Annotated in this window: 27 protein-coding genes and 1 pseudogene; 13 read left to right on the plus strand and 15 right to left on the minus strand. The window is 71.9% G+C overall.

Going from position 1 to position 25,567, the window contains the following annotated elements; translation table 11 throughout:
* Window positions 1-249: 249 nt before the first annotated feature.
* The 3 genes from era to ACZ4V6_RS02415 all read right to left on the minus strand — a co-directional run bounded on the left by era (window position 250) and on the right by ACZ4V6_RS02415 (window position 2,481).
* Window positions 250-1,203 carry a GTPase Era gene (gene era / locus ACZ4V6_RS02405; RefSeq protein ID WP_467821877.1) on the minus strand — a complete coding sequence of 318 codons (954 nt, stop codon included), beginning with the start codon at window positions 1,201-1,203 and terminating at the stop codon, window positions 250-252.
* Between the two features lie 73 nt (window positions 1,204-1,276).
* Complete coding sequence (locus tag ACZ4V6_RS02410; protein WP_467821878.1) at window positions 1,277-1,630, minus strand: cytidine deaminase; 354 nt, start codon at window positions 1,628-1,630, stop codon at window positions 1,277-1,279.
* Between the two features lie 29 nt (window positions 1,631-1,659).
* On the minus strand, window positions 1,660-2,481 hold the full coding sequence (locus tag ACZ4V6_RS02415; RefSeq protein WP_467822226.1) for a helix-turn-helix transcriptional regulator: 822 nt from the start codon (window positions 2,479-2,481) through the stop codon (window positions 1,660-1,662).
* Window positions 2,482-2,629: 148 nt separating this feature from the next.
* Between ACZ4V6_RS02415 and ACZ4V6_RS02420 the strand changes: the two genes are divergently transcribed.
* Complete coding sequence (locus tag ACZ4V6_RS02420; RefSeq protein ID WP_467821879.1) at window positions 2,630-4,078, plus strand: MFS transporter; 1,449 nt, start codon at window positions 2,630-2,632, stop codon at window positions 4,076-4,078.
* Here ACZ4V6_RS02420 and ACZ4V6_RS02425 read toward each other — a convergent pair.
* From ACZ4V6_RS02425 to ACZ4V6_RS02455, 7 genes are all read right to left on the minus strand, one after another.
* Window positions 4,040-4,399 (minus strand): MmcQ/YjbR family DNA-binding protein, encoded by a 360-nt coding sequence (locus ACZ4V6_RS02425; RefSeq protein ID WP_467821880.1) that lies wholly within the window; start codon window positions 4,397-4,399, stop codon window positions 4,040-4,042. The two genes, ACZ4V6_RS02420 and ACZ4V6_RS02425, sit on opposite strands and share 39 nt — an antisense overlap.
* Window positions 4,396-5,703: a hemolysin family protein gene (locus ACZ4V6_RS02430; protein ID WP_467821881.1), complete on the minus strand. Its 1,308-nt coding sequence runs from the start codon at window positions 5,701-5,703 to the stop codon at window positions 4,396-4,398. Before ACZ4V6_RS02430 ends, ACZ4V6_RS02425 begins: the two co-directional genes overlap by 4 nt.
* Window positions 5,700-6,197: an rRNA maturation RNase YbeY gene (gene ybeY / locus ACZ4V6_RS02435; protein ID WP_189708918.1), complete on the minus strand. Its 498-nt coding sequence runs from the start codon at window positions 6,195-6,197 to the stop codon at window positions 5,700-5,702. Before ybeY ends, ACZ4V6_RS02430 begins: the two co-directional genes overlap by 4 nt.
* Before the next feature lie 12 nt (window positions 6,198-6,209).
* Window positions 6,210-7,289 (minus strand): PhoH family protein, encoded by a 1,080-nt coding sequence (locus tag ACZ4V6_RS02440; protein ID WP_467821882.1) that lies wholly within the window; start codon window positions 7,287-7,289, stop codon window positions 6,210-6,212.
* A gap of 141 nt (window positions 7,290-7,430) precedes the next feature.
* Window positions 7,431-8,756, minus strand: coding sequence for a GH1 family beta-glucosidase (locus ACZ4V6_RS02445; protein ID WP_467821883.1), 1,326 nt, complete (start codon window positions 8,754-8,756; stop codon window positions 7,431-7,433).
* Between the two features lie 57 nt (window positions 8,757-8,813).
* Complete coding sequence (locus tag ACZ4V6_RS02450) at window positions 8,814-9,080, minus strand: protealysin inhibitor emfourin (protein ID WP_467821884.1); 267 nt, start codon at window positions 9,078-9,080, stop codon at window positions 8,814-8,816.
* A 21-nt stretch (window positions 9,081-9,101) separates the two neighbouring features.
* On the minus strand, window positions 9,102-10,172 hold the full coding sequence (locus ACZ4V6_RS02455; protein ID WP_467821885.1) for a M4 family metallopeptidase: 1,071 nt from the start codon (window positions 10,170-10,172) through the stop codon (window positions 9,102-9,104).
* Window positions 10,173-10,506: 334 nt separating this feature from the next.
* On the opposite strand from ACZ4V6_RS02455, the gene leuA reads away from it, so the two are divergent.
* Together leuA and ACZ4V6_RS02465 are read left to right on the plus strand one after the other, a co-directional pair.
* Window positions 10,507-12,228 carry a 2-isopropylmalate synthase gene (gene leuA, locus ACZ4V6_RS02460; RefSeq protein ID WP_467821886.1) on the plus strand — a complete coding sequence of 574 codons (1,722 nt, stop codon included), beginning with the start codon at window positions 10,507-10,509 and terminating at the stop codon, window positions 12,226-12,228.
* 184 nt (window positions 12,229-12,412) lie between these two features.
* On the plus strand, window positions 12,413-13,108 hold the full coding sequence (locus ACZ4V6_RS02465) for a TerB family tellurite resistance protein (protein WP_467821887.1): 696 nt from the start codon (window positions 12,413-12,415) through the stop codon (window positions 13,106-13,108).
* Window positions 13,109-13,114: 6 nt separating this feature from the next.
* On the opposite strand, the gene ACZ4V6_RS02470 is transcribed toward ACZ4V6_RS02465, so the two are convergent.
* On the minus strand, window positions 13,115-13,669 hold the full coding sequence (locus ACZ4V6_RS02470) for a GNAT family N-acetyltransferase (protein WP_467821888.1): 555 nt from the start codon (window positions 13,667-13,669) through the stop codon (window positions 13,115-13,117).
* Window positions 13,670-13,995: 326 nt separating this feature from the next.
* Here ACZ4V6_RS02470 and ACZ4V6_RS02475 point away from each other — a divergent pair, with 326 nt between their 5' ends.
* From ACZ4V6_RS02475 to ACZ4V6_RS02505, 7 genes and pseudogenes are all read left to right on the plus strand, one after another.
* The gene (locus tag ACZ4V6_RS02475) at window positions 13,996-14,745 is read left to right on the plus strand and encodes an SCO2525 family SAM-dependent methyltransferase (protein WP_467821889.1); all 750 of its coding nucleotides are present in this window, start codon (window positions 13,996-13,998) and stop codon (window positions 14,743-14,745) included.
* 68 nt (window positions 14,746-14,813) lie between these two features.
* Entirely contained in the window at window positions 14,814-16,658 is a 1,845-nt protein-coding gene (locus ACZ4V6_RS02480) for an SCO2524 family protein (RefSeq protein WP_467821890.1), read from the plus strand.
* 2 nt (window positions 16,659-16,660) lie between these two features.
* On the plus strand, window positions 16,661-17,578 hold the full coding sequence (locus ACZ4V6_RS02485) for an SCO2523 family variant P-loop protein (RefSeq protein WP_467822227.1): 918 nt from the start codon (window positions 16,661-16,663) through the stop codon (window positions 17,576-17,578).
* On the plus strand, window positions 17,575-18,540 hold the full coding sequence (locus ACZ4V6_RS02490) for an SCO2522 family protein (protein WP_467821891.1): 966 nt from the start codon (window positions 17,575-17,577) through the stop codon (window positions 18,538-18,540). The genes ACZ4V6_RS02485 and ACZ4V6_RS02490 overlap by 4 nt, the downstream gene beginning before the upstream one ends.
* Window position 18,541: 1 nt before the next feature.
* Window positions 18,542-19,519 carry an SCO2521 family protein gene (locus ACZ4V6_RS02495; RefSeq protein ID WP_467821892.1) on the plus strand — a complete coding sequence of 326 codons (978 nt, stop codon included), beginning with the start codon at window positions 18,542-18,544 and terminating at the stop codon, window positions 19,517-19,519.
* Between the two features lie 73 nt (window positions 19,520-19,592).
* Window positions 19,593-20,786: a hypothetical protein gene (locus ACZ4V6_RS02500; RefSeq protein WP_467821893.1), complete on the plus strand. Its 1,194-nt coding sequence runs from the start codon at window positions 19,593-19,595 to the stop codon at window positions 20,784-20,786.
* A 55-nt stretch (window positions 20,787-20,841) separates the two neighbouring features.
* Window positions 20,842-21,021: pseudogene (locus tag ACZ4V6_RS02505) on the plus strand (hypothetical protein); the annotation flags it as partial.
* A gap of 274 nt (window positions 21,022-21,295) precedes the next feature.
* Here the strand turns inward: ACZ4V6_RS02505 and ACZ4V6_RS02510 are convergent.
* Genes ACZ4V6_RS02510 through ACZ4V6_RS02520 form a run of 3 tightly spaced genes read right to left on the minus strand, consistent with a single transcriptional unit; the run spans window position 21,296 to window position 22,889 of the window.
* Entirely contained in the window at window positions 21,296-21,775 is a 480-nt protein-coding gene (locus ACZ4V6_RS02510; RefSeq protein WP_467821894.1) for a cupin domain-containing protein, read from the minus strand.
* 35 nt (window positions 21,776-21,810) lie between these two features.
* Window positions 21,811-22,074, minus strand: coding sequence for a DUF397 domain-containing protein (locus ACZ4V6_RS02515; RefSeq protein ID WP_467821895.1), 264 nt, complete (start codon window positions 22,072-22,074; stop codon window positions 21,811-21,813).
* Window positions 22,056-22,889 carry a helix-turn-helix domain-containing protein gene (locus tag ACZ4V6_RS02520; protein WP_467821896.1) on the minus strand — a complete coding sequence of 278 codons (834 nt, stop codon included), beginning with the start codon at window positions 22,887-22,889 and terminating at the stop codon, window positions 22,056-22,058. Before ACZ4V6_RS02520 ends, ACZ4V6_RS02515 begins: the two co-directional genes overlap by 19 nt.
* A gap of 319 nt (window positions 22,890-23,208) precedes the next feature.
* Here ACZ4V6_RS02520 and ACZ4V6_RS02525 point away from each other — a divergent pair, with 319 nt between their 5' ends.
* From ACZ4V6_RS02525 to ACZ4V6_RS02535, 3 genes are read left to right on the plus strand one after another with little or no spacing between them, the layout of a single operon-like run.
* On the plus strand, window positions 23,209-23,424 hold the full coding sequence (locus ACZ4V6_RS02525; protein WP_467821897.1) for a hypothetical protein: 216 nt from the start codon (window positions 23,209-23,211) through the stop codon (window positions 23,422-23,424).
* A gap of 22 nt (window positions 23,425-23,446) precedes the next feature.
* Entirely contained in the window at window positions 23,447-24,196 is a 750-nt protein-coding gene (recO, locus tag ACZ4V6_RS02530) for a DNA repair protein RecO (protein WP_467821898.1), read from the plus strand.
* Between the two features lie 32 nt (window positions 24,197-24,228).
* A complete protein-coding gene (locus tag ACZ4V6_RS02535) occupies window positions 24,229-25,080 on the plus strand; it encodes an isoprenyl transferase (protein ID WP_467821899.1) in 852 nt (283 codons plus the stop codon).
* Window positions 25,081-25,138: 58 nt separating this feature from the next.
* Here the strand turns inward: ACZ4V6_RS02535 and ACZ4V6_RS02540 are convergent, their stop codons facing one another.
* A complete protein-coding gene (locus ACZ4V6_RS02540) occupies window positions 25,139-25,558 on the minus strand; it encodes a Fur family transcriptional regulator (RefSeq protein WP_467821900.1) in 420 nt (139 codons plus the stop codon).
* Window positions 25,559-25,567 lie beyond the last annotated feature (9 nt).

Below are 25,567 nucleotides of genomic sequence, written 5' to 3' on the forward strand. Positions count from 1 at the left end.
TGTGGGTCCGGGCCGTGCCGGGGTGCGGGCGCGCCGCGTGGTGGGCGTACGGGGCAGGTTCGGGGCGTCGGCGCGTGGCGGCCGGCCGGGCCGGTCGGAAGCCGAGCCGGCGCAGCTGCTTCGGGTCGCGCTGCTGGTCCTCGGCGCCCTTCACGTGCGGGTCCGGGCCGTGCCGGGGTGCGGGCGCGCCGCGTGGTGGGCGTACGGGGCAGGTTCGGGGCGTCGGCGCGTGGCGGCCGGCCGGGCCGGTCAGAACCCGAGCCGGCGCAGCTGCTTCGGGTCGCGCTGCCAGTCCTTGGCGACCTTCACGTGCAGGTCCAGGAAGACGGGCGTGCCCAGCAGCGCCTCGATCTGCTTGCGGGACTTGATGCCGACGTCCTTCAGGCGCTTGCCCTTGGGGCCGATGATGATGCCCTTCTGGCTGGGACGCTCGATGAAGACGTTGGCGTGGATGTCCAGGAGGGGCTTGTCGGCGGGGCGGTCCTCGCGCGGGAGCATCTCCTCCACGACCACGGCGATGGAGTGCGGCAGCTCGTCGCGCACGCCCTCCAGCGCGGCCTCGCGGATCAGCTCGGCCACCATGACCTGCTCCGGCTCGTCCGTGAGATCGCCCTCCGGGTAGAGCGCGGGCCCCTCCGGCAGCAGCGGGGTCAGCAGGTCGGCGAGGAGGTCCACCTGCTTGTTCGCGGTGGCCGACACCGGGACGATCTCCGCCCAGGTGATGCCCAGCTCCTCCCCGAGCCGGTCGATCGCGATGAGCTGCTCGGCCAGCGTCTTGCCGTCGACCAGGTCCGTCTTCGTGACGATCGCGACCTTCGGGGTCTTCTTGATCCCCGCCAGCTCCTTGGCGATGAAGCGGTCACCGGGGCCCAGCTTCTCGTTCGCCGGCAGGCAGAAGCCGATGACGTCCACCTCGGCCCACGTCGTGCGCACGACGTCGTTCAGCCGCTCGCCCAGCAGCGTGCGCGGCTTGTGCAGACCCGGGGTGTCCACCAGGATCAGCTGGGCGTCCGGGCGGTGCACGATGCCCCGCACGGTGTGCCGGGTGGTCTGCGGACGGTTGGAGGTGATCGCCACCTTCTGCCCGACCAGAGCGTTCGTGAGGGTGGACTTGCCCGCGTTGGGGCGGCCCACGAAGCAGGCGAAGCCGGCCCGGTGGACAGCCTCGGCCGGCTCTTCGGATGACTGGGTACGCACGCTCATGGCGCCCATTGTCCCTGATCCCCGGAGCCCCGCCGTACCACCGTCGTGTGCGGGCCGGCGGGAGGCGCGAGGATCAGCCCGCGGCCACCGTGTCCCGGACCGTCCCGTCGGGCGAGGCGACCAGCACCGGCGTCCCCGCCCCGCCCAGGTCCCGGACCGCCGCCAGGTCCTCGGCCGACGCCGCCCCCGCCTCGGTCACCACGGCCGCCGCCTCCAGCGACGTCGCGCCGGACGCCACCGCCATCGCCACCGCGGTCCGCAGGGCGCTGAGCTTCAGGGAGTCCAGGGCGACGGTCCCGGCGACGTACGTGCGGCCGGTTTCGTCGCGTACGGCCGCCCCCTCGGGGACGCCGTTGCGGGCCCGGGCGGAACGGGCCAGGGTGACGATCTTGCGGTCCTCGGGGCCGAGGTCGGTGGTGTCGGTCATGGTCAGAGCATACGGAGGCGCCGCGCCGGTCACCCCGCCACCGGGTACATCGCCCCGCGCCGCCCCTGCGGCGACACCAGCCACTCCAGCTTCGCGGCGGTGTTCGCCTCGTCCAGCGGCGTGTGCAGCACGATCGTCAGGTCGGGCCGCGCGGGCACCTTCAGCGCCGTCGACTCCACGCACAGCAGACCGGCCAGCGGGTGCTCCAGCTCCTTGCGGATCTGCCCCGCGTCCTCGATGTCCCGCTCCTCCCACATCCGGACGAACTCGGGGCTGCCGTCCAGCAGCTGCGCCAGCACCGCCTGGAACCCCTCGTCGTCGGGACTGGCCGAGCACGCCGCGCGGAACTGGGCGACGACCGTACGGGCGTTGCGCTCCCAGCTCTGCGAACGGGCGCGGTACAGCGGGTCCGTGAAGAAGTCGACCAGGCAGTTCTGCGTGATGTCCGGCCGCATGCCCAGCACGATCGCCGCCGCGTCGTTGTACATCACGCAGTTGTAGTACCGGTCCATGATGTGCGCCGGGTACGGCATCCACGTGTCGATCAGCCGCCGCATCCCCTCGCACATGTCCCGCTTGGCGGGCTCCACCTCGGGCGCCGGCGGGTTGAGCCCGGCCAGCAGGTACAGGTGGCGGCGCTCGGCGTCGCTCAGCCGCAGCACGCGGCCGACCGCGTCCAGCACCTGCGGGGAGACGGAGATGTCCCTGCCCTGCTCCAGCCACTGGTACCAGGAGGCGCCCACCCCGGCGAGCACGGCGACCTCCTCACGGCGCAGGCCCGGCGTGCGGCGCCGTCCCCCGCCGTCCGGCAGCCCCGCCTCGGCCGGTGTCACGCGTGCGCGGCGGCTCATCAGGAACTCCCGCAGCTCGCGCCGCCGATGGGACTTGAGTCCGGTGTCCGTCACGTACCGATTCCCCCCTGCTTCCCGGCTGGTGGTGCCACCACCAGGACAACCGCCCGCTCCCCACGATCATTCCGGCGCCCGCAGGCTCTTGTCCATGGCGATCGACACCTCCACCTCCACTCCGCCGGCGGCCGCCGGCACGCCGGCCGCTCCCCGGTTCTCGGCCCGCGACCGGCTCGTCCTGTTCGTGCTCTGTGCCGCCCAGTTCATGGTCGCGCTCGACTTCTCCGTCCTGAACGTCGCCCTGCCCGTCCTCGGCGCGGACCTCGGCATGAACCGGTCCGCCCTCCAGTGGGCGGTCACGGCGTTCGCGCTGCCGTCCGGCGGCTTCCTGCTGCTCCTCGGCCGCATGGGCGACCTCTACGGCCGCCGCCGGCTGTTCCTCGCCGGCCTCGCGCTCTTCGGCGCCGCCTCGCTGCTGGCGACCTTCGCCTGGGACCCGGCCTCCTTCCTCGCCGGACGCGCCCTGCAGGGCCTCGGCGCGGCGGCCATCGTGCCGACCGGCATGTCCCTGCTGACCACGACCTTCCCGGAGGGGCCGGCCCGCGACCGCGCCCTCGGCATCTCCGGCACGCTGCTCTCGCTCGGGTTCACCGTCGGCATGGTGGCCGGCGGGGTGCTGACCGACCTGCTGAGCTGGCGCTCCACCATGGGCCTGCTGGCACTGTTCGCCCTGATCGTGCTGCCGCTGGCCCCCGGCCTGCTCCCGGAGTCCCGCACTCCCGACCGCCCCCGTCTGGACGTGCCCGGCGCGGTCACCGTCACCGGCGGTCTGCTGTCCCTGATCTACGCCCTGTCGACGGCCGCCGAACACGGCTTCGGCCGCACCGACGTCCTCGTCACCCTCGTCGCGGGCCTGCTGCTCCTGACCGCCTTCGGGGTCGTCGAGTCCCGCTCCGCCGCCCCGCTGGTCTCCCTGCCGATGCTGCGCCGCCGCACGGTGGCCTGGGGCAACCTGGGCGGTCTGGTCACCTTCTCGATGATGTCCACGGTGATCTTCGTGCTCACCCTGTACCTCCAGGAGGTCCTGCACCTGAGCGCCTTCGAGACCGGCCTGGTCTTCGGCGTGCAGGGCGTGCTGTCGGTGGTGGCCGGGACCTGCGCGTCCCGCGTCATCGGCCGCTTCGGCGCCCGCCGCACCCTGGTCGGCGCGCTCGCCGGACAGGGCGCCCTGGGGCTGCCCCTGCTGGCGCTGGGGGAGGGCGGCTGGTCGGTGTTCCTGGCCACGGCCGCCGTCTCCCTGGCCAGCATGTGCCACCTGGGCGCGATCATCTCCTACGGCCTGACCGTGACCTCCGGCGTCCCCGACGAGGAGCAGGGCCTGGCGACCGGCCTGGTCACCTCCACGCAGCAGGCCGGCATCACCGTCGGCATCCCGGTGCTGGGCGTGCTGGCCACCACCTCCGCGGACCTGCGCTCCGGCGTGCACACGGTGCTCGTCCTGGACGCGGCGATCGTCCTCGCGGCGGCCGCCCTGATCGCGGCCGGACTGCGCCCCCGCCGCTCAGGGACGGTCGAGGCGGAGCCGGTCGGCGCGCGGTAGACCGGCGACGACCAGGTCGTACGAGTCCTCGACCAGCTCCCGGACGACACGGTCCGGGAGCCCGCCGTCGGCGGTCACCGTGTTCCAGTGCCGCTTGTTCATGTGCCAGCCGGGCACGACCAGGCCCTCGTGCTCGGTGCGCAGCCGGATCGCGTCCTCCGGGTCGCACTTGAGGTTGACGGTGAGCGGGCGCGCGTCCAGGGAGGACAGCGCGAACATCTTGCCCAGCACCTTGAAGACCGAGATCTCCGGACCGAAGGGGAAGTCCTCCACGGCCGCGTTGAAGGACAGGCAGAACGCGCGCAGCTCCTGGGGCGTCACTCCTCCGCCATCTCCCCGGCACCGGACCTCGCCGGGGCCACCGGCTCCACCAGCACCGTCACGATCTTGTTCCGGCGGCCCGCGGCGGCCTCCGCCGTCAGCCGCAGCTCACGGCCGTCGGGCAGCTCGACGACCGACGTGGCCCCGGCGATCGGCACCCGGCCGAGCGCCTTGGCCAGCAGACCGCCGACGGTCTCCACGTCCTCGTCGTCGAACTCCTCCAGCCCGTACAGCTCGCCGAGGTCGCCGATGTCCAGGCGGGAGGTGACCCGGTAGCGGTCCTCGCCCAGCTCCTCGACCGGCGGCAGCTCGCGGTCGTACTCGTCGGTGATCTCGCCGACGATCTCCTCGAGGACGTCCTCGATGGTGACGATGCCGGCCGTGCCGCCGTACTCGTCGATGACGACGGCGACGTGGTTGTGCTCCTTCTGCATCTCGCGCAGCAGGTCGCCGGCGTTCTTGGTGTCGGGCACGAAGAACGCCGGGCGCATCGCCGTGGACACCAGGTCGCCCTCCGCGTCCCGGCTGATGTGCGTCTTGCGCACGAGGTCCTTCAGGTACACGATCCCGACGATGTCGTCCTCGCTCTCACCGGTGACCGGTATGCGGGAGAAGCCGGAGCGCAGGGCGAGGGTGAGGGCCTGGCGGATGGTCTTGTACCGCTCGATGACGACGAGGTCGGTGCGCGGCACCATGACCTCCCGCACCAGCGTGTCGCCCAGCTCGAACACCGAGTGCACCATGCGGCGCTCCTCGGCCTCGATCAGCGACTCCTTCTCGGCGAGGTCGACCAGCGCCCGCAGCTCCGCCTCGGAGGCGAAGGGGCCGCGGCGGAAGCCCTTGCCGGGGGTGAGCGCGTTGCCGAGGAGGATGAGCAGCGACGGGATCGGGCCCATGACCCGGTCCAGCGGCACCAGGACGTACGCCGCCGCCGTCGCCGTGTTCAGCGGGTGCTGGCGGCCGATGGTGCGCGGGGAGACCCCGATGGCCACGTACGACACCAGCACCATCACCGCGATGGCGACCACCAGCGCCTCGCCGGTGCCGTCGAACTGCTTCAGGCAGGCGTACGTGACCAGCGCGGCGGCGGCCATCTCGCAGGCGACGCGGACCAGCAGCGCCACGTTGAGGTAGCGCGTCGGGTCGGCGGCGACCTTGGCCAGCCTGGCGCTGCCGCGCCGTCCCGCGCGCACCGCCTCCTCGGCGCGGAAGCTGGAGACCCGCGCCAGGCCCGCCTCCGCGCAGGCGGCGAGCCAGGCGACCACGACCAGGGCGACGGCGCCGGCGACGAGCGGGAGGCTCATGAGACGGTCGGGGCCGGGGACGGGCCGGTCAGGCCCTTCTCCGCGCGCCAGCCGTCCACGATGGCGGCCTGCAGGCCGAACATCTCGGCCTTCTCGTCGGGCTCCTCGTGGTCGTAGCCGAGCAGGTGCAGCACCCCGTGGACGGTGAGCAGCTGGAGCTCCTCGTCCATGGAGTGCTGCGTCGGCGCCTCCTTGCCCTGCCTCTCGGCGACCTCCGGGCAGAGCACGATGTCGCCGAGCAGCCCCTGCGGCGGCTCGTCGTCGTCCTTCGACGGCGGACGCAGCTCGTCCATCGGGAAGGACATGACGTCCGTCGGACCGGGCAGGTCCATCCACTGGATGTGGAGCTGCTCCATGGCGTCGGCGTCCACGACGATCACCGAGAGCTCGGAGAGCGGGTGGATGCGCATCCGCGCGAGCGCGTAGCGGGCGATGTCGAGGATCGCCTGCTCGTCGACCTCGGTTCCGGACTCGTTGTTGACGTCGATCGACATGGTCGTGCTGGTCTACTTCCCCTTGGCCTTGGCACCGCTTCTGGGCGTCCGGCCGCCGTTGTGGCCGCCGTTCTCGGTGCCGTTCCTGCTGTCGTACTGCTCGTACGCGTCGACGATACGGCCCACCAGCTTGTGCCGGACGACGTCGTGGGACGTCAGCCGGGAGAAGTGGACGTCCTCGACGCCCTCCAGGATCTCCTGCACCTGCCGCAGACCCGACTTCGTCCCGCCGGGCAGGTCGACCTGCGTCACGTCACCCGTGATCACGATCTTCGAGTCGAAGCCGAGCCGGGTCAGGAACATCTTCATCTGCTCGGGGCTGGTGTTCTGGGCCTCGTCCAGGATGATGAAGGCGTCGTTGAGGGTCCGGCCGCGCATGTACGCCAGCGGCGCGACCTCGATCGTCCCGGCCGCCATCAGCCGCGGGATCGAGTCCGGGTCGAGCATGTCGTGCAGCGCGTCGTACAGCGGACGCAGGTAGGGGTCGATCTTCTCGTAGAGCGTGCCGGGCAGGAAGCCGAGCCGCTCGCCGGCCTCGACCGCCGGGCGGGTCAGGATGATGCGGTTGACCTGCTTGGACTGCAGGGCCTGCACCGCCTTGGCCATCGCCAGGTAGGTCTTGCCGGTGCCCGCCGGGCCGATGCCGAAGACGATCGTGTGCTTGTCGATCGCGTCGACGTACCGCTTCTGGTTCAGCGTCTTGGGGCGGATCGTGCGGCCGCGCGAGGACAGGATGTTCTGCGTGAGCACCTGGGCCGGGGTCTCCTGGCCGTCGCTCTCCCCGTTCTCGCTCGCCTTGAGCATGGCGATCGAGCGTTCCACTGCGTCCTCCGTCATCGGCTGCCCCGTGCGCAGCACCAGCATCATCTCGTCGAACACGCGCTGGATCAGGGCGACCTCATGGGCGTCGCCGACCGCGTTGATCTCGTTTCCCCGGACGTGGATGTCGGCCGCCGGGAAGGCCGTCTCGATCACGCGCAGGAGGGAGTCGCCGGATCCCAGGACGGTCACCATGGGGTGCTGGGCGGGGACGGTGAACTGTGCTCTCGCCTGCCCCTGCGCGGGGGTGTGAGCTGAGGGTGTCTGAGTCATGGGCCGGCGCTCGAGGCCTGCACGTCCTCCTCTGCGGCGTGCGCCGCGTGACGGGTGTGTCTGCTGTCTCCAGCGTACGACTCCGCGCCGACAGCACCCAGGTCTTTTATCCGACCGCCCCCGGAGTATGCCCGGGGGCGCTCACCGCTGGGCGCGCAGCAGGTCCCGGAACCAGCGGTACGACGCCTTGGGCGTCCGCGCCCGCGTGGCGAAGTCCACGTGCACCAGCCCGAACCGGCGCGCGTAGCCCTCCGCCCACTCGAAGTTGTCCAGCAGCGACCACACGAAGTAGCCGCGCACGTCCACGCCCGCCTCCAGCGCCCGGTGCAGGGCGCGGACGTGACCGTCGAGGTAGGCGATGCGGTCCTGGTCGTCGAGGCCCTCGTAGGAGCAGCCGTTCTCCGTGATGACGACGGGCGGCAGCCGGTCGCCGTAGCGCTCGGCCAGGCCGGTGAGCAGCTCCGTGAGCCCCTCGGGGACCACGGGCCAGCCGAAGTCCGTCAGCGGCCGGCCCTCGATCGGACGCACCGAGAAGGGCAGCCCGGCCGGGACGCGCACACCGCCGGACTCGGTCGCCTCGCCCCGCGGGGCGCCCACCCTCGCCGGCGCGTAGTAGTTCACGCCGTACCGGTCCAGCGGCTCGGCGATCACCTTCAGGTCGGCTTCGATCCCCCCGGCGGAGCCCGGCATCAGCTCGCCGAGGCCGTCCGGGTACCGGCCCAGCAGCAGCGGGTCGGCGAACAGGCGGTTCAGCAGGACGTCGTAGAAGTCCGCCGCCTCCCGGTCGGCCGGCTCGTCCGAGGCGGGCCAGGTCGGCCCGTGCGAGTTGGCGATCCCGACGTCGCCCGCGCCGGCCGCGCGCAGGGCCCGTACCGCCAGGCCGTGCGCGAGGAGCTGGTGGTGGGCCACCGGGAGGGCGTCGAACAGCAGCTCCCGGCCGGGGGCGTGCGTGCCCAGGGCGTGGCCGAGCAGGGTGTGCTCGGCGGGTTCGTTGAGGGTGAGCCACGTGCCGACCCGGTCGCCGAGCCGCCCCGCGACGACGGACACGTACTCCGCGAACCGGGACGCCGTGTCCCGGTCGAGCCAGTCCAGGTCCGCCGGGAGGTCCCAGTGGAAGAGCGTCGGCACCGGGCGGACGCCCGCCGCGCACAGCTCGTCGACCAGGCGGTCGTAGAAGTCGAGGCCGCCGGGGGAGTTCACCCGGGGCCAGGAGACCGAGAACCGGTAGGCGTCCACGCCCAGGCCGGCGAGCAGCGCCACGTCCTCGCGGTAGCGGTGGTAGTGGTCGCAGGCCACCGCCGCCGTCGAGCCGTCCCTGACCCGCCCCGGCTCGTCCGCGAACACGTCCCACACCGACCGCTCGCGCAGTTCGGCCGCGCCCTCGATCTGGTGCGCCGAGGTCGACACGCCCCACAGGAAGCCGTCCGGGAAACGGGGTACCGGGTCCGTGCGCGATGCGGTCGCCATGCGCGGATCATCCGCACCCCCGGCGACGGAAGTCAACGCCCTTGCGCGCCGGCGGCGTCACGCGCCCTCCTTCAGCACCCGCGAGATCAGCCTGCGCTGGTCGTCCGTCAGCCGGGGGTCGGCCGCGTACACCGTCCTCCCGTCCACGGTGATCTGGTAGCTGAACCCGTCCGGCACCCCGACGGGCGGCGTGCCCCGCCCGTCGGCGACCGCCCGCTCGGCCAGGGCGTGCCACTCGGCCGCGTCGGGGCGTCCCGCGGTGTCGATCTCCGCGTGGCGTTCGATGCCCGCGAAGCCTCCTGTGCGCCTCACCTGAATCCGCATGGGACCGTGTCTAGTACGGAACTACCGCGTGTGCACCCCGACCTGTTCCCAGCCCTTGCGCACCGCCTCCAGCTCGTCCCCGTCGCCGTAGCGCTCCCGGGCGGCCCTCACCGTCAGCGTCGCGAAGTCCGCGAACGACGCGTCCTCGCGCAGCTCGCCCCCGGTCAGCACGTCGTACCAGACCTGTCCGGCCCGCTCCCAGGCGTGGCCGCCCAGCTCCGTGGCGACGAGGTAGAAGGCGTGGTTGGGGATGCCGGAGTTGATGTGCACGCCGCCGTTGTCGCGGCCGGTGCGCACGTAGTCGTCCATCGTGGCGGGCTGCGGGTCCTTGCCGAGGACGTCGTCGTCGTACGCCGTGCCCGGCGCCTTCATCGAGCGCAACGCCTCCCCCGTCACGCGCGGGGCGAGCAGTCCGGCGCCGATCAGCCAGTCGGCCTCGGCGGCGCTCTGGCCGAGCGAGTACTGCTTGACGAGGGAGCCGAAGACGTCGGACACCGACTCGTTCAGCGCGCCGGGCTGGCCGTAGTAGGTCAGGTTGGCGGTGTGCTGCGTGACGCCGTGGGCCAGCTCGTGGCCGATCACGTCCACGGGGAGGGTGAAGTCGAGGAAGATCTCCCCGTCCCCGTCGCCGAAGACCATCTGCTCGCCGTTCCAGAAGGCGTTGTTGTACTCGCGGTCGTAGTGCACCGTCGCGTCCAGCGGCAGCCCCGCGCCGTCGATGGAGTCGCGCCGGTACGCCTTCAGGAACAGCTCGAAGGTGGCGCCGAGCCCCGCGTAGGCGCGGTTGACGGTGGCGTCCTGCCCGGGCCCGTCGCCCTCGCCGCGCACCTTGCGGCCGGGCAGGTCGGTGCCGTGCCGGGCGTCGAAGACCGTGCGGTGGGGCTTGCCGGCCTCGGCGCCCGCGCGCGGGGTCACGGCGGCGGCGCCGATGACGGTGGTCAGGCCGCGGCGGGTGCGCTCGACGGCGTCGCGCTGGATGGTCCGGCGGGCGGGCCCGGCGAGCACGGGATCCTCGTTCCGGGCGAGCTTGTCGAGGACGTGCGGCGGGACGATGGTGCAGAAGACGGGCTCGAAGCCCCCGTTGGTCGTCATGTCCGGAACCATCGCACTGCGTGACCACCCTGTCACTACCCGCGACCAGGATCGGTGGAATGCGGCGTCAAGAGGACCCGCCGAGCGGCCGGAAGTGGTATACGGCACTTTTTGTCCCGATACTCTCCGTGGTCCCGCATACTGATACGGACCCGCGTGACCGGCGTGGCTCGGCTAAGGTGCTGGGCATCATGCGTTTCGGGCTGCTTCTCCTTAGCTGCCGCGGCGAGGGCCTGTAAGAGGCCGACTCCCTCCCCGCGGTGCTTGGTGTTGCGCGTCGGCCGTCCTTCCGGACACGCGGACACCGCGGACATCACGAGGAGCCCACGCGATCATGGCCAACCGCCAGCAGCCCAGTTCCATGCCGACCACCAAGTACCGCGGCTACGAGCAGGTCGACATCCCCGACCGCACCTGGCCGGACCGGCGCATCACCACCGCCCCCCGCTGGCTCTCCACCGACCTGCGCGACGGCAACCAGGCCCTGATCGACCCCATGTCGCCCGCCCGCAAGCGCGCGATGTTCGACCTGCTGGTCAAGATGGGCTACAAGGAGATCGAGGTCGGCTTCCCGGCCTCCGGCCAGACCGACTACGACTTCGTGCGGTCGATCATCGAGGACCCGGACGCCATCCCGGACGACGTGACCATCTCCGTGCTGACCCAGGCCCGCGAGGACCTGATCGAGCGCACGGTGGAGTCCCTGAAGGGCGCCAGGCGCGCCACCGTCCACCTGTACAACGCCACCGCCCCCGTCTTCCGCCGGGTCGTCTTCCGCGGCTCGAGGGACGACATCAAGCAGATCGCCGTCGACGGCACCCGGCTGGTCATGGAGTACGCCGAGAAGCTGCTGGGCCCGGAGACGGAGTTCGGCTACCAGTACAGCCCCGAGATCTTCACCGACACCGAGCTGGACTTCGCCCTGGAGGTCTGCGAGGCGGTGATGGACACCTACCAGCCCGGCCCCGGCCGCGAGATCATCCTCAACCTGCCCGCCACGGTGGAGCGTTCGACGCCGTCCACGCACGCGGACCGCTTCGAGTGGATGCACCGCCGCCTGTCCCGCCGCGAGTACGTCTGCCTGTCCGCCCACCCGCACAACGACCGCGGCACGGCGGTCGCGGCGGCCGAGCTGGCGGTCATGGCCGGCGCCGACCGCGTCGAGGGCTGCCTGTTCGGCCAGGGCGAGCGCACCGGCAACGTCGACCTGGTCACCCTGGGCATGAACCTGTTCTCCCAGGGCGTCGACCCGCAGATCGACTTCTCCGACATCGACGAGATCCGTCGCACGTGGGAGTACTGCAACCAGATGGACGTCCACCCGCGCCACCCGTACGTGGGCGACCTGGTCTACACGTCCTTCTCCGGCTCCCACCAGGACGCCATCAAGAAGGGCTTCGACGCCATGGAGGCCGACGCCAAGGCCAAGGGCGTCACCGTCGACGACATCGAGTGGGCCGTCCCCTACCTGCCCATCGACCCCAAGGACGTCGGCCGCTCCTACGAGGCCGTCATCCGCGTCAACTCCCAGTCCGGCAAGGGCGGCATCGCCTACGTCCTGAAGAACGACCACAAGCTGGACCTGCCGCGCCGGATGCAGATCGAGTTCTCGAAGATCATCCAGGCCAAGACGGACGCCGAGGGCGGCGAGATCACGCCGACCGCGATCTGGGACGTCTTCCAGGACGAGTACCTGCCCAACCCCGAGAACCCCTGGGGCCGCATCCAGGTCAGGAACGGCCAGACCACGACCGACCGCGACGGCGTCGACACCCTCACCGTCGAGGCCACCGTCGACGGCGAGGAGACCACCCTGGTCGGCACCGGCAACGGCCCGATCTCGGCGTTCTTCCACGCGCTGCAGGGTGTCGGCATCGACGTACGCCTGCTGGACTACCAGGAGCACACGATGAGCGAGGGCGCCTCCGCGCAGGCCGCCTCGTACATCGAGTGCGCCATCGGCGACAAGGTCCTGTGGGGCATCGGAATCGACGCGAACACCACGCGCGCCTCGCTGAAGGCGGTCGTCTCCGCCGTCAACCGGGCGGCTCGCTGACCAGCCGGATCGGTGATCCGGGGCCCCGCCCGCCGTTCTCCGGCGGGCGGGGCCCCGTCGTATACCGGCCACCTCCACACGCAGGTCACGGAAAGGTCTCCTCCGGGGTACTGACTCCACGTCGGTGATGTGGCTAACATCACGCAAGCGCGGCGATGTTGCCGCGCGGTTACGGAGGTGCGACGTGCTGCCTGGACGGGGACGAGACGACCGAGCTGCCCGGCTGCCGCGCGTCCTGGGCACCCGCACCGCGTGGACGCCCGTCGGCGACGGCGAGTTCTTCTGCCCCGGCTGCGGTGGCGACCGCAACTACCAGCGCCTCGCCGGGCGCCGCCGCTTCACCCTGCTCGGGGTGCCCGTGCTGCCGCGCGGCGAGTCCGCGCCGACCGTCGAGTGCGCGGCCTGCCGCCGCCACTACGGCACCGAGGTCCTCGACCACCCGACCACCACCCGCTTCTCCGCGATGCTCCGCGACGCCGTCCACACCGTCGCCCTCGCGGTGCTCGCCGCGGGCGGCGCCTGCTCCCGCACCTCCCTGGAGGCGGCGGTCGCCGTGGTGCGCGCGGCCGGCTTCGAGGACTGCACCGAGGACCGGCTCGGCGCGCTGGTCGAGGCGCTCGAGGCGGACACCGGGCGGTTGCGCGACGAACCCCGCGTACCCGGGCTGGCCATAGAGCTCCACGAGGCGCTGGACCCGCTGGCCCCGCACCTCGCCGCCGCCGGCCGCGAATCGATCCTCCTCCAGGGCGCCCGCATCGCCCTGGCCGACGGCCCCTACACGCCCGCCGAGCGCGACGTCCTGGCGACGGCCGGCGCGGCCCTGACCCTCCGCTCCGACGACGTGACCCGGCTGCTGGAGTCGGCGGGCACCCCTTCGTGACGCCGCTCAGCGGCCCCCGGTGAGGTCCAGGCGCAGCACCAGGCGGTCCATGCCGGGCCCGAAGTAGTCCGGGCGCAGTCCGGCGTCGGGGCCCTCGGGGTCGAAGCCGAGGGAGCGGTAGAGCAGGATCGCGGCGTGGTTGGCGGGCTCCACGGTGAGACGGACCCGCTCGACGCCGTCCCGGCGCAGCCGGGCCAGGATCTCCGTCATCAGTTCCCGGCCAAGACCGTTCCGGCGGCGGTCCCGGGCCACGCACAGGCCGAGGATCCAGCTGTCCCGGCCGAGCGCCGGCGTGGTCGTGGCGGCCAGCACGTAGCCGCGCAGCCGACCCCCGCCGTCGTCGAGGACCAGGAAGTGGTCCGCGTACATGTCGAAGAGCTGGCGCAGCAGGAAACCCGGATAGGCGACCTCCTGGAAGACCTCCTCGTCGAGTCGTCGCAGTTCAGGCAGGTCGGACTCCCGTGCCGTCCGCAGGACCGGGGGCAGGGCGTCCGGGAGCGGCCCCCGCTGCGTGAGTTGCTCGTGGCGGTCCAAGGCGCGTTCCAGCGGTTCGGCGGTCATGCCACCCCCCAGTCATGATGTGCGGACGTCAACGCGACGAGCACCGGGCCGCACTCGATGGAATGAACGGTCCCGCTGGCGGCCCAGTGCTCCCTCTGGCTAGAGTGAGCGCCCAACTCCCGCCGTGCAAGGGAGAGTTAGGGTGTGCAACGGTGCGCCTGACGTGCGCCCGGAGGATGTGGACTGGCGGGATCCCGGCTGTCCGGACGTGTGGCGGCGGCCTATCTTGCGAACAAGGAGACGCCTCTTCACCGGTCGGCGTCCACGGGACCCGCGCTCGCGCGCGCGGTCCTGTCCACAAGCGAACGGAACGCGGCAGGGTGACTATGGATCGCAATGCCGACGCGCCTTGGTCGAAGTTCGATCCCGAGGTGTACGTCGACAACAACTACCGGACCCCGCTCGAAGTCGACCGGCTGATCGTGCGCCTGATGCGCGACTACTTCAGCCGCTGCTTCGAAGGGGCCGTACCGGACGCCGTCCGGGGTGTCGACGTCGGCGCCGGCGCGAACCTCTACCCCGCCCTGGCCATGCTCCCCTGGTGCGAGGAGGTGCTCCTCCTCGAGTACGCCGGCCCGAACGTCGAGTACCTGAGGAGGCAGGCCTCCCCCCAGGGGTACGACGCGGCCTGGGACGCCTTCTGGGAGGAGCTCCGAAAGGCCCCGGCCTACCGCGGCCTGGAGCCGAGGGCCCGCTTCAGCGAGATCGTCCGGGTGGAGCACGGCAACCTCTTCGACCTCGACGGGCGGACCCGCTGGGACCTCGGGACGATGTTCTTCGTCGCCGACTCGATGTCGGAGTGCCCCGAGGAGTTCCAGCGGGGCGTGCGGTGCTTCATGAACGCGCTCGACGAGGGAGCGCCCTTCGCCGCCGCGTTCATGAAGGAGTCGGTCGGATACCGGGTCGGGGAACACCGGTACCCGGCCTACCGGGTGAACGAGGACCGGGCCAGGGAGAGCCTGATCCCCTACTGCAAGGAACTGGAGATCCACGACCTGCACCACGTGGTGCGGCCGGGACACGAGGGAATCCTCCTCGCCCTGGGACAGCGCAACGCGGAGATTGCCGCCCCGTGAGAACGGGGACCATGTCCGAGCACACGGTCTGAACACAGGGCAACGAGATCTGTACGAGGGGTACGGGGATGCAGATCAAGCCACGCCAGCACCTGCTGGACATCTGGCAGGCCATGGCCCGCCACTCGTTCGACGACGGGAAGCTGGTCCAGGGGCCCACCGACGGACTGAGCAGCGTCGCGGACGCGGAGCGGCTGCTGTGCCTGCTGTATCCGGCGACCGAGGTCCCCGCGTTCCGCCTCGACCAGCCCGACACCACCGAACGCGACGTGCTGCGCGCGCTGGAGAGGGTCGGCACCCGGCTGGAGATCCCCGCCAACCTGATCACGGCGCTGGCCCAGTTCATGCGCACCCACGCCGGACCGGACGACAGCCCCACCTTCGCCGGCGGACACTACTTCAAACCGGCCGACCCCCAGGGGCAGATCACCCACGAGCAGAGCCAGCTGGGCGTGGTGGACTCCTACTCCATGTCCGTCACGCTCTCCCTCGCCACCCTCGGGTACCTCAAGGTCTACGAGACCACCACCACCCGCCCCGAGGTCCTCAAGGCGATCGCCGAGCTGCGCGAGGCCACGAACGCCCGGCTGACCTCCGCCATGATCAGCCTGCTGCGCTCCTTCACCGTCAACGTCTTCGACGCCGAGTCCGAGCAGGGCCGCAGGCTGATCCAGGTCATCGGCCAGGGCAACCAGTCCGACCGGATCGCCCTCCAGCAGTTCTCCCGGAAAATGCGTCCCCTGCGCGCCACGATCATCGAGAGCCTCACCCGCGGCATCCAGTTCGACGAAGGCATCCGGGACGAGAGCCAGCTCTTCGAGTGCGGCTGGGCCTGGGGCATCGTCCAGGACGCGCCCAAGATCACCGACCTGGACGTCCAGGTGCCCGGCCAGCCCGACGGCATCGCCGACCGGCTGCCCTACGTGTACTTCACCGTCGTCGCCCTGGACGGCATCCAGGACCTGTTCTCCGAGCGCACCCTCACCCTCGGTCTGCTCGACGCCGACCAGCAGAAGCTCGCCGAGGCCCTGCGCCTGCGCTGGGAACTCAGCCAGCAGTACTGGTCCGCGATCGCCCGCTTCGGATCCGAACGCTGGCCCCTGGAGGACCTGCCCTGGCAGACCACCGGCCTGCAGCTGGAGTCCGAGTACTTCTCCCTCACCGTCGCCGCCATCCTCGTCCACGACCTGGTCCGCCGGAAGGCCACCGACGACGACCTCACCCGCACCGTCGCCATCATGGAACGCCTCGCCGACCGCGGCCGCGTCACCAGCCGGATGACCCGGGACGACCCCACCATCCGACTGCACAACCCCGGCGTCACCATGCCGCTCGCCGGATCCGAGCGCTCCGGCGGCCTCCTCCTGTGGCGCATGACCGACTTCTCCGCCCAGCTCCTCAAGCGGATCATCCAGCTCGCCGAACTCTCCCGGAACATCGGCGCACAGGACCGGCTGCTCCGCCTCGCCGAGCAGACCTTCGAACACCTGTGGAACCGGCGGATAGAGGACGACGAGGGCGCCGGCCTCTGGGACAACGTCCGGGCCGTCTACCCCGGCGCGCGCGACGCCGAGCTGCGCATGTCCTGGAGCATCACCGAGCGCGTCACCGAATGCCTCGTCGCCGCCCGCAACCTGTACGAGCAGCAGCCCATCCGCAGCCCCGAACTCGCCGAACTGGCCCGCGAACTGCTCAGCGAGGCCACCCACCTGTTCGGCAAGGAACAGCTGGAGGCGTCCGCCGCCGCCGACGGAAGCAGAGCCCGGGCGATGCGCAGCATCGAGAGCCGCCTCGACCACGCCCGCAGCCTGGTCGACGACCGGCCCGCCACCGCCTTCGCCCTCGCCCTGCCCGTCCTGCAGGAACTCGACACCCTGGCCCAAGCCAGGGGCGCGGCCGCACAGGAGGTGTGAGCGTGCTCGTCTTCGCCGCCTCCGACAAGGGGGGCACCGGCCGCTCGGTGACCAGCGCCAACCTGGCCTACCAGCGCGCCCTCACCGGCGACCACGTGGCCTACGTGGACTTCGACTTCGGCTCGCCCACGGCCGCCGCCGTCTTCGACGTGCCCGGCGCCATGCGCGGCACCGAGGAACGCGGCCTCCACTCCTACCTGGAGGGCGAGACCGCCGAGCCCGCCCGGATCGACGTCTGGCGGCAGACCGAGCACCCCCTGCTGCGCTCCCGGCCCAACCAGTCCGGCCGGCTGGTCCTGTTCCCCGGCGACGCGGGCGGCGGCGAGTTCGCCACCGGCGAGGACGCCCTCGAACGCTGCGTCGACCTGCTGCTGCGCCTGAACGGCGAGTTCGACCTGATCGTCGTGGACCTCAGCGCCGGCCGCAGCTACGCCGTCGACATGGTCCTCGCGGCGACCGCCCACCCCCGGATGCAGTTCGTCCCCTTCCGCTGGCTCGTCTTCCACCGCTGGACCCGCCAGCACGTGATCGCCGCCTCCGGGCTCGTCCACGGCGAGCACGGCATCATCCGCGGCGGCGTCGAGCGCGGCCACGACGAGGAGGCGCTGCGCGCCGCGGTCCGCTTCGTACGGGCCGCCGTGCCCGACCCCGAGTCGCCGCTGTGGTCCCAGGGCTCGCCCGCCCAGGCCGCCTGGATGCAGGCCTGCGACGAGGCGCTGCGCCGGCTCGCCGCCGAGCACCGCATCGGCGACAGCGTCGTCCTCGGCATCGTGCCGCTGGAGCCCATACTCCAGTGGCGCGAGCAGCTGATCACCGAGGAGGACGTGCTCTCCACCCAGATCGCCAACAAGGAGACCCTGGAAGCGCTGGAGGAGATCGCCCGGCGCCTGACGGACGACACGCACTGGGGGCGGCCGTGACGGAGACCCGGTTCCGCGAGACCGCCGCCGAGCCGCGCACCGAGGCGGTGCCGCTGGCCCACCTCTCCCTGGAGCTGGGCCACCTCTACATGGAGGACTTCGAGGCCGGCCCCGAGCGGCTGCGGGACCACTTCACCCAGGTACGCCCCTGGGCAGAGGCGGCCCGCGCCGCCACCGCCGCGCGGACGGGCGGCAAGCGCGCCCGGATCAGCACCTGTTTCCTCATCGACGACTACTTCACCCGCTTCTCCACCCCCGCCGAGGTCGTCCCCATGCTCCTGGCGGAGGCCGAACGGGCCGGGCTGACCGTCGACTACCTCGCCCGCGAGTCCGGCTGCGCCGTCACCGGCAAGGTGCCCGTCGCCGAGGCGGTGGCCGGCCGCATCGTCGAGTCGCCGCCGCCCGGCAGCTACGGCATGCGTCCGCCCACCGCCCAGAGCGGCTGGCTGGCCAACGGCGAACGCAGCCCCGTCGCCCGCGCCCCGCAGGCGATGAAACGCGCCGCCGCCTGGCAGCCGCCCCGGGAGACCGCGGCCCGCCGCCACTCCGTCTTCCTGGACGTCGAGCTGTGGAGCGACGGCCCCGACGGACAGCGCACCTGGTCCTGCCCCTTCCTCGCCGCGGTGTGGCAGCTCGCCCGCCTCGGCCTGCTGCGCCACCAGGGCGAGGCCGTCCTCGTCCCCCAGCCGCACACCACCGCCGGCTTCCCCGACGACTGGGACGACCTGCCCTCGCTGCTGCGGCTCAACCCCCGCGCCGACCCGTTCGCCGCCTACCGGACCTGCTCGGTGCTGCCGGTCCGGTTCCTGCCCGTCGAGCACGCCGTCCGCGTGATCCTCGACCAGATCGAGGTCGACCCGGCCGCGCTGGACCAGGTGGCCAAGCGGTCCGCCGGCGAGAAGGACGCCGTCCCCCGCTCGGTGGCCGACCGCGCCTCCTACGTCTACTACGCGGGGCTCTGACGTGGCGCCGCGGGACATCACGCCGCGCGCCGTGCTCGCCGGCGGCGAGGTCCGCACCTGCCTGCTGCCCACCCGGCAGGCCCTCGACATCCGGGCCGCCGCCCAGCTCCTGGGCCTGCGCGCCGACGAGCGGGTCCTGCTCTCCGAACGCCCCAACCTCTACGCGCGTTCCCCCGACACCCTCACCGGCGTCGACTGCCCCCTGCCCAGCGCCAACGGCGCCCGGATCCGCGCCGTCGGCACGGTCGTCGCGCGGGCCGCGCTGACCGAGGGCCGCGTCCTGCAGACCTCCGCCCACTTCCGCGTCCCCGCCGCCGGGCCCGACCAGCGGCTGCCCTGGGGCCACTACCTGGTGCGGCCCGGAGTGGTCGAGCCGCTCGGCAGGCTGCCCCGCGAGGCGGTCGCGCAGGGCGTGCTCGGCGGCGGACGGCACGGCGACCTCGACGCCGGACTGATCGCCGACGGACTGCTCACCCGGCTGCTGCGCCACCCCCTCCTCGACCACCGGCCGCCGCTGAGGTCCCGCCCCACCCGGCTGCGCTGGGCGGCCCTGCCCGCCCCGCCGGGCGAGGGTCCGTCGATCGAACGGTTCACGCTCGCCGAGGACGAACTGCGCACCGTCCTGCTCCGGGTGCCCGAGGGCACCGCCGGCGCCGACCTCGCGGCCCTGTGCGACGACCTCGCCCTGCACGACTGGCTGCTCACCACGCTGGTCCGCATGCTCGACGGCATCCGCCTGGGCGCGGGCCCGGAACACGGCTCCGCCGTCGTCGAGGCGCTGCGCCCCGCCGTCGACCACCTGCTGCACCTGTGGATGCCGCGTGCCCGGGTGCCCCAGGAACTGGCCGCACTGTGGGACCCGCTGGAGGAACGGCCCGGCTTCACCCGCCAGTGGCAGACGCTGGTGCAGCGCATCCGCGACCAGCTCACCCTGCACGCGATCCCCTCGGCCCGCCGGGAGGTGGAGCCGGCTTCCTGAGCGGACGGCACGATCTCCCACGCACGTCCCCGCACCCCGATCCGACGCGTATCCCAACGGGGGGAGAAGCGAGATGAGCACGGCACAGTCACCCCAGCCCGACGACACGGCCGTTCCGTCCGGCCGTACGGACGGCCGGACGGTACCCGGCCTCGCGGTCCTGACGGGGGAGTCCCCCTGGCCGCGCCGCCTGCTGACCGGCCTGGTCCTCGGGGCCCTGGCCTGGAGCGTCACCGCACTGCTGAGCCCGGACAGCGGTCCGCTGCGGCAGTTCGCGACCGCCGCGCTGTGCGCCGGCGCCGCGGTGCTCGTCCAGTGCGTCCACGGTCTGGACCGGCACACCGAGGACCGGCGCGCGAGGGACTCCCACACCCGTGACCTGCTGGTGGAGGAGCACACCCGGCGGGTGGAGGAACACACCCGCCGCGTGGAGACCGCGCTGGCCGAGCACGCCGCCGCCGTGCGCGACGGCCTGAACCAGTACGACGACGAGTTGCGGACCGGCCTGGTCCGGCACACCGAGGACGTGAAGCAGCTCGTCGAGAACCACCTCGTCCAGGCGGGCCACGGCACCGAGCCGCCCTACCCCCCGCTCGACCGCGCCCGCATCGAGGGCGTGCCCGAACTGGCCAAGAGCTTCGCCGAGGTCCTCGCCCCCGGGCCCTCGATCCTCTACACCTTCGTCCGCCTGGAGATGACGCGGGTCGTCGGCTACATGGCGGACCTCACCAACCTGACCGCGGAGTGCCCGGGCGAGAACCACGACTGGATGCTCGCCCTCACCCGGGCCGCCGAGCAGTCCATCTGCGCCACCAGCACCTCCGTCGACCGCGAGTTCTGGAACAGCGAGCCCGCCAGCCGCTACCTGGAGGCCCAGCAGGACGCGGTCGACGAGCAGGGCGTGTCGGTGCGCCGGCTGTTCCTGCTGGAGAGCGCGCGGGAGCTCGACGACCGGCTGCTGCGGCTGTGCGAGGAGCAGGAGCTGCGGCACATCGAGGTCCGCGCGGCGGTCCTTCCCGAACTGCCCCCGCACCTCCAGCGCGGCACCACCAACGACTTCATCGTCTTCGACGAGGAGGTGTCCTTCGAGATCGAGCAGGACCTGCGCGACGTCAACGTCAGGACCCGGCTCATCGCCCGCCAGGAGCACGTACGGGACCGGATGAAGCGCTTCAAGGAGCTCTGGGAGGGGAGCATGAGCCTGCGCGAGCTGGAGGTGCGGGTCGACGCCGAGGAGGACGGCAACTGGATGGTCGACCAGGCCTGAACCGGGGCCCGTCACTCCCCGGGGAGCAACGGCGGGCGCGTGTCACCCCCCGCGGGTCGGCGCCGTGCGGGGCGTCGCGCGGGGCGGTGACGGGCTGAGCGTCGAGGCGGGCGGCCCGGGCGCGCTCGCCACCGACGCCGGCGAGGCCGGCAACTCCCTCGACGGCCCGCTGCTCCACACCACCGCGGGCGTGGTCGCCCTGCTGCCGGCCCTCATCCACCGCAGCCCGTTCCTGTGACCGGTCCCGCTGACCGCGAAGACCCGTGTGAGCCGCATCACGGGCAAGCCGGGGGCGGGGGGCGGGCGCGGAGGCGGTCACGGGCGCGGTGACGGCCAGGAGGGCGGTGGAGACGCCGACGACGGCGGCGTTGCGGACGGTTCGTGTGCGCTGCGTCATACGACGAGCCTCGCGGATCCCCGGGGCCCGTCCCATCCGGGCAACGCCCGGAGACCCAGGGGGGCTTGCCCCAGTGCGCAGCTCAGGGTCCTCCCGACGTCCTGCCGGGCGGTCACAGGAAGAAGCTGTCGTGCCTCACCTGGAACTCCCTCAGTTCCTCGCCGCCGCGCTGCGCGAACTCGGCGACGCGCTCGAAGTACTCCTCGCGCGGGGCGCCCGGCGAGAAGAGCATCAGCATGGACACGGGGGCGTCGCTGTCGTTCTTGAAGGCGTGCAGTCCGCCGACCGGCACGTACAGGAAGTCGCCCTGCCGTCCGGTGACCCAGCGCTCGCCGTCGTAGAGCTCCACCTCGCCCGACAGGACGTAGAAGGACTCGGAGATGCTCCGGTGGAAGTGCGTCCTGGCCCCGGGGGCCTTGGGCCCCATGTCCACCTTGTACAGGCCGAACTCACCTCCCGTGGAGGCGTGGCTCGCGAGGTAGTGGGTGGTCGTGCCGCCGGGGGAGACGATGTCCGGTGGGGTGCCGGCTCCCCTGAACACGGCGTTGATCTCGCCCTTCTCGCCGAGGTAGCGCGGCTCCGGGTACGACATGGCTGCCTCCTTCGTGTGGGTGCGTGGGGCGATCCTCACCGACGGGGGGCGCCCCGGTCATCGACCGGGAGACCGAGGGGGCGGGGGCCGGGAGACATAGGCCGGCCGGACCCGACGGTGCGCAGGAACTCCGCCCAGGCGGCCGGCCCGACGAGGACCACGGGCCCGTCGGCCACCTTGCTGTCCCGGACGGGGACGACACCGGGGACTCCGCCGGCGACCTCGACGCAGTCTCCGCCGTTGCCGTCGCTGTAGCTGCTCTTGTGCCAGCGGGCGTTGGTCAGCTCGTACTCGCGCATCGCCTGTGGTCCTCCACCGCCGCCTCGATTCGGGCCAGGGACGCCTCCGGGGACAGCGCGGCGGCCCTGATCAGATCGTATGCCGAGTGCACCTGCTTCACCACGGCTGGATCGTCCAGCAGGTTTCCCGAATACACGGCTTCTGTATAGACCGTTGGGGGAGCGTCCTCGAACTCCATGAGCTTCAGCGATCCCGTCATGACGGGGTGGGCCCCAGCCGTGAAGGGCAGTACCTGTGCCAGTACCGTGCGTGCCCGCACCAGCCCGGCGATGTGCTTCAGCTGGTCGGCCGCGACCGTCGGCCCACCCACGGGGATGCGCAGCACACTCTCGTGCAGGATCACCCAGTACACGGGGCGGGCAGAGTCCGCGAGGATCCTCGCCCGCTCCATGCGGCCGGACACCTTCCCCTCGATGTACTCGTCCGGAGCGAGCGGGTTCATCGCCAACGTGACCGCCCGCGCGTAAGCCGGTGTCTGCAACAGCCCGGGCACCAGTGCCGGCGCGAACTCGCAGATCTTCGTGGCGAGCGCCTCCAGCTCCGCCACCGCCGCGAAGTAATCCGCGTACCGCGGGTCGTCGATCAGCTTCCGGCACAGCCGCTCGAAAATACCGTCGGTTTGCAGTACCGCGTCGATCCGCTGGGCCACGTCCAACTGGGGCTTGCGAATCGCCTGTTCGAACTGACCGATGTAGCCGCCCGAGACGAATACCCGGTTCCCCAGCTCCACCTGGGTGATCCCGGCGTCCTCCCGGCGCCGCTTGAGTTCCGCGCCGAAGAACTCCCAGGCCGCCTGCCGCGAACCGTTGGCCATAACCAAACCCCCTGCGCTGACCTGCACTTGTAGTGCGCAGGTTCCTGCCGAGTGTAGGTGCGGGCGGGCATTCTGGGGGGGACGAAGAGTGAAAGAGGAAAGGCGAGGGGAACACGGTGGAGCCAACACACTCGGCGGTCGGTGCCGAAGAAGCGGAGGACACGGTGGAAGAATTGCGCGCGGCACTCGGGAAGGCCGGAATTACTCTGCCGTCGCTCGGGATCGACCCGGTGAGTCTTGCGCGGGAGGCACCTTGTCCGCTCATCGAATTGGGAAGGTGTTCCGTGGAGACCGCGCGGCGGCTCGCGGCGGCGCTGCGATGACGCCGGCGATCGGTTCCCACGCCGTCGACACCCGCACCGGACGGGTCGGCATCGTCATGGGGCACGAGGGCCCGTACGTCCAGATGCGGCCGTACGGCGGGGGCCGGGAGTGGGACGCCGAGCCGGGTGACGTGCGCCACGCCACCCAGGCCGAGCGGCTCAGCGCGGCGACGGCGTACACCAACGCCAGAAGCCGGGGCGAGGTGCCCTGAGGCATGCGGGAGAATGGACTCCATGAGTCTGTTCCGCGACGACGGCATCGTGCTGCGCACCCAGAAGCTGGGTGAGGCGGACCGGATCATCACCTTGCTCACGCGCGGTCACGGACGCGTACGCGCCGTGGCGCGCGGGGTCCGCCGCACGAAGTCGAAGTTCGGGGCGCGGCTGGAGCCGTTCTCGCACGTGGACGTGCAGTTCTTCTCGAAGGGCAGCGAGCTGGTCGGGCGCGGGCTGCCGCTGTGCACGCAGAGCGAGACCATCGCTCCGTACGGCGGCGGGATCGTCACGGACTACGGCCGGTACACCGCCGGGACGGCCATGCTGGAGACCGCCGAGCGGTTCACGGACCACGAGGGCGAGCCGGCCGTCCAGCAGTACCTGCTGCTGGTCGGCGCGCTGCGGACCCTCTCCCGGGGCGAGCACGCGCCGAACCTCGTCCTCGACGCGTTCCTGCTGCGCTCCCTCGCCGTGAACGGCTACGCGCCGACCTTCGGCGACTGCGCGAGGTGCGGCATGCCGGGACCGAACCGGTTCTTCTCGGTCGGATCGGGCGGCTCCGTCTGCGCCGACTGCCGGGTGCCCGGCAGCGTCGTACCCTCGCCGCAGGCCCTGGAACTGCTCGGTGCGCTGCTCACGGGAGACTGGGGGACCGCGGACGCGTGCGAGCCGCGGTACGTCCGGGAGGGGAGCGGGCTGGTGTCCGCCTACCTGCACTGGCACCTGGAGCGCGGCCTGCGTTCCCTGCGGTACGTCGAGAAGTCCTAGACACAGGCAGAGCACGAGGAGACGAGAGACACATGGCCGTACGCGGTTTCCTGGGGCGTCAGCGCCGGGAGTACAGGACGCCGGAGCCGCACCCGTCCGGCGCGCGGCCCCCGAAACTCGGTGAGCTGGTGCCGGAGCATGTGGCGATCGTCATGGACGGCAACGGGCGCTGGGCCAAGGAGCGCGGGCTGCCGCGCACCGAGGGTCACAAGGTCGGCGCCGAGCAGGTCATGGACGTCCTGCAGGGCGCGATCGAGATCGGCGTCGGGAACGTCTCCCTGTACGCCTTCTCCACCGAGAACTGGAAGCGCTCCCCGGAGGAGGTGCGCTTCCTGATGAACTTCAACCGCGACTTCATCCGCAAGTCCCGCGACACCCTCGACGGGCTCGGGGTGCGGGTGCGCTGGGCGGGGCGGATGCCCAAACTGTGGAAGTCGGTGGCCAGGGAGCTGCAGATCGCCCAGGAGCAGACCAAGGACAACGACCGGCTGACGTTGTACTTCTGCATGAACTACGGCGGCCGCGCGGAGATCGCGGACGCGGCGCAGGCCCTCGCCGAGGACGTGCGGGCGGGGCGGCTCGACCCGTCGAAGGTCAACGAGAAGACCCTCGCGAAGTACCTGTACTACCCGGACATGCCGGACGTGGACCTGTTCCTGCGGCCGAGCGGCGAGCAGCGGACGTCGAACTACCTGCTGTGGCAGAGCGCGTACGCCGAGATGGTGTTCCAGGACGTGCTGTGGCCCGACTTCGACCGGCGCGACCTGTGGCGGGCGTGCCTGGAGTTCGCCTCCCGGGACCGCCGCTTCGGCGGCGCGATCCCGAACGAGGAGCTCCTCGCCATGGAGGGCCGGGGCGGAGAGCCGGGCCCGTCCGGCGTGTGAGGAGGAGGCCGTCGGGCCGGGAAGAGGACCCGGGGCTCGGCCCCGGGCCCTCGGCGGCTCAGCCGCCGGAGGCACTCGCGCAGTCCGCGCAGGTGCCGAAGATCTCCACGGTGTGCGCCACGTTGACGTAGCCGTGCTCGGCGGCGACGGCCTCCGCCCACTTCTCCACCGCCGGGCCCTCGACCTCGACCGCCTTGCCGCAGATCCGGCACACCAGGTGGTGGTGGTGGTCGTCGCTGGAGCAGCGGCGGTAGACCGACTCGCCGTCCGCGGTGCGCAGGACGTCGACCTCGCCGGCGTCGGCGAGGGACTGCAGGGTGCGGTAGACCGTGGTGAGACCCACCGAGTCGCCCTTGTGCTTGAGCATGTCGTGGAGTTCCTGCGCGCTGCGGAACTCCTCGACCTCCTGGAGGGCCGCCGCCACGGCGGCCCGCTGCCGGGTGGCGCGGCCCTTCACGGGCGGTCCAGCGGTCGTCACGGGGTGCCT

Source organism: Streptomyces sp. NPDC029152 (genome assembly GCF_055564355.1).

Bases quoted from the DNA above. Each gene is read 5' to 3' on its own strand.
- era (WP_467821877.1), bottom strand. From the start codon at position 1,203: ATGAGCGTGCGTACCCAGTCATCCGAAGAGCCGGCCGAGGCTGTCCAC.
- ybeY (WP_189708918.1), bottom strand. From the start codon at position 6,197: ATGTCGATCGACGTCAACAACGAGTCCGGAACCGAGGTCGACGAGCAG.
- ACZ4V6_RS02525 (WP_467821897.1), top strand. From the start codon at position 23,209: ATGACGCCGGCGATCGGTTCCCACGCCGTCGACACCCGCACCGGACGG.
- ACZ4V6_RS02520 (WP_467821896.1), bottom strand. From the start codon at position 22,889: ATGGCCAACGGTTCGCGGCAGGCGGCCTGGGAGTTCTTCGGCGCGGAA.
- leuA (WP_467821886.1), top strand. From the start codon at position 10,507: ATGGCCAACCGCCAGCAGCCCAGTTCCATGCCGACCACCAAGTACCGC.
- ACZ4V6_RS02470 (WP_467821888.1), bottom strand. From the start codon at position 13,669: ATGACCGCCGAACCGCTGGAACGCGCCTTGGACCGCCACGAGCAACTC.
- ACZ4V6_RS02500 (WP_467821893.1), top strand. From the start codon at position 19,593: ATGAGCACGGCACAGTCACCCCAGCCCGACGACACGGCCGTTCCGTCC.
- ACZ4V6_RS02480 (WP_467821890.1), top strand. From the start codon at position 14,814: ATGCAGATCAAGCCACGCCAGCACCTGCTGGACATCTGGCAGGCCATG.
- ACZ4V6_RS02475 (WP_467821889.1), top strand. From the start codon at position 13,996: ATGGATCGCAATGCCGACGCGCCTTGGTCGAAGTTCGATCCCGAGGTG.
- recO (WP_467821898.1), top strand. From the start codon at position 23,447: ATGAGTCTGTTCCGCGACGACGGCATCGTGCTGCGCACCCAGAAGCTG.
- ACZ4V6_RS02450 (WP_467821884.1), bottom strand. From the start codon at position 9,080: ATGCGGATTCAGGTGAGGCGCACAGGAGGCTTCGCGGGCATCGAACGC.
- ACZ4V6_RS02535 (WP_467821899.1), top strand. From the start codon at position 24,229: ATGGCCGTACGCGGTTTCCTGGGGCGTCAGCGCCGGGAGTACAGGACG.
- ACZ4V6_RS02515 (WP_467821895.1), bottom strand. From the start codon at position 22,074: ATGCGCGAGTACGAGCTGACCAACGCCCGCTGGCACAAGAGCAGCTAC.
- ACZ4V6_RS02455 (WP_467821885.1), bottom strand. From the start codon at position 10,172: ATGACGACCAACGGGGGCTTCGAGCCCGTCTTCTGCACCATCGTCCCG.
- ACZ4V6_RS02420 (WP_467821879.1), top strand. From the start codon at position 2,630: ATGGCGATCGACACCTCCACCTCCACTCCGCCGGCGGCCGCCGGCACG.
- ACZ4V6_RS02440 (WP_467821882.1), bottom strand. From the start codon at position 7,289: ATGACTCAGACACCCTCAGCTCACACCCCCGCGCAGGGGCAGGCGAGA.
- ACZ4V6_RS02410 (WP_467821878.1), bottom strand. From the start codon at position 1,630: ATGACCGACACCACCGACCTCGGCCCCGAGGACCGCAAGATCGTCACC.
- ACZ4V6_RS02445 (WP_467821883.1), bottom strand. From the start codon at position 8,756: ATGGCGACCGCATCGCGCACGGACCCGGTACCCCGTTTCCCGGACGGC.
- ACZ4V6_RS02415 (WP_467822226.1), bottom strand. From the start codon at position 2,481: ATGAGCCGCCGCGCACGCGTGACACCGGCCGAGGCGGGGCTGCCGGAC.
- ACZ4V6_RS02510 (WP_467821894.1), bottom strand. From the start codon at position 21,775: ATGTCGTACCCGGAGCCGCGCTACCTCGGCGAGAAGGGCGAGATCAAC.
- ACZ4V6_RS02430 (WP_467821881.1), bottom strand. From the start codon at position 5,703: ATGAGCCTCCCGCTCGTCGCCGGCGCCGTCGCCCTGGTCGTGGTCGCC.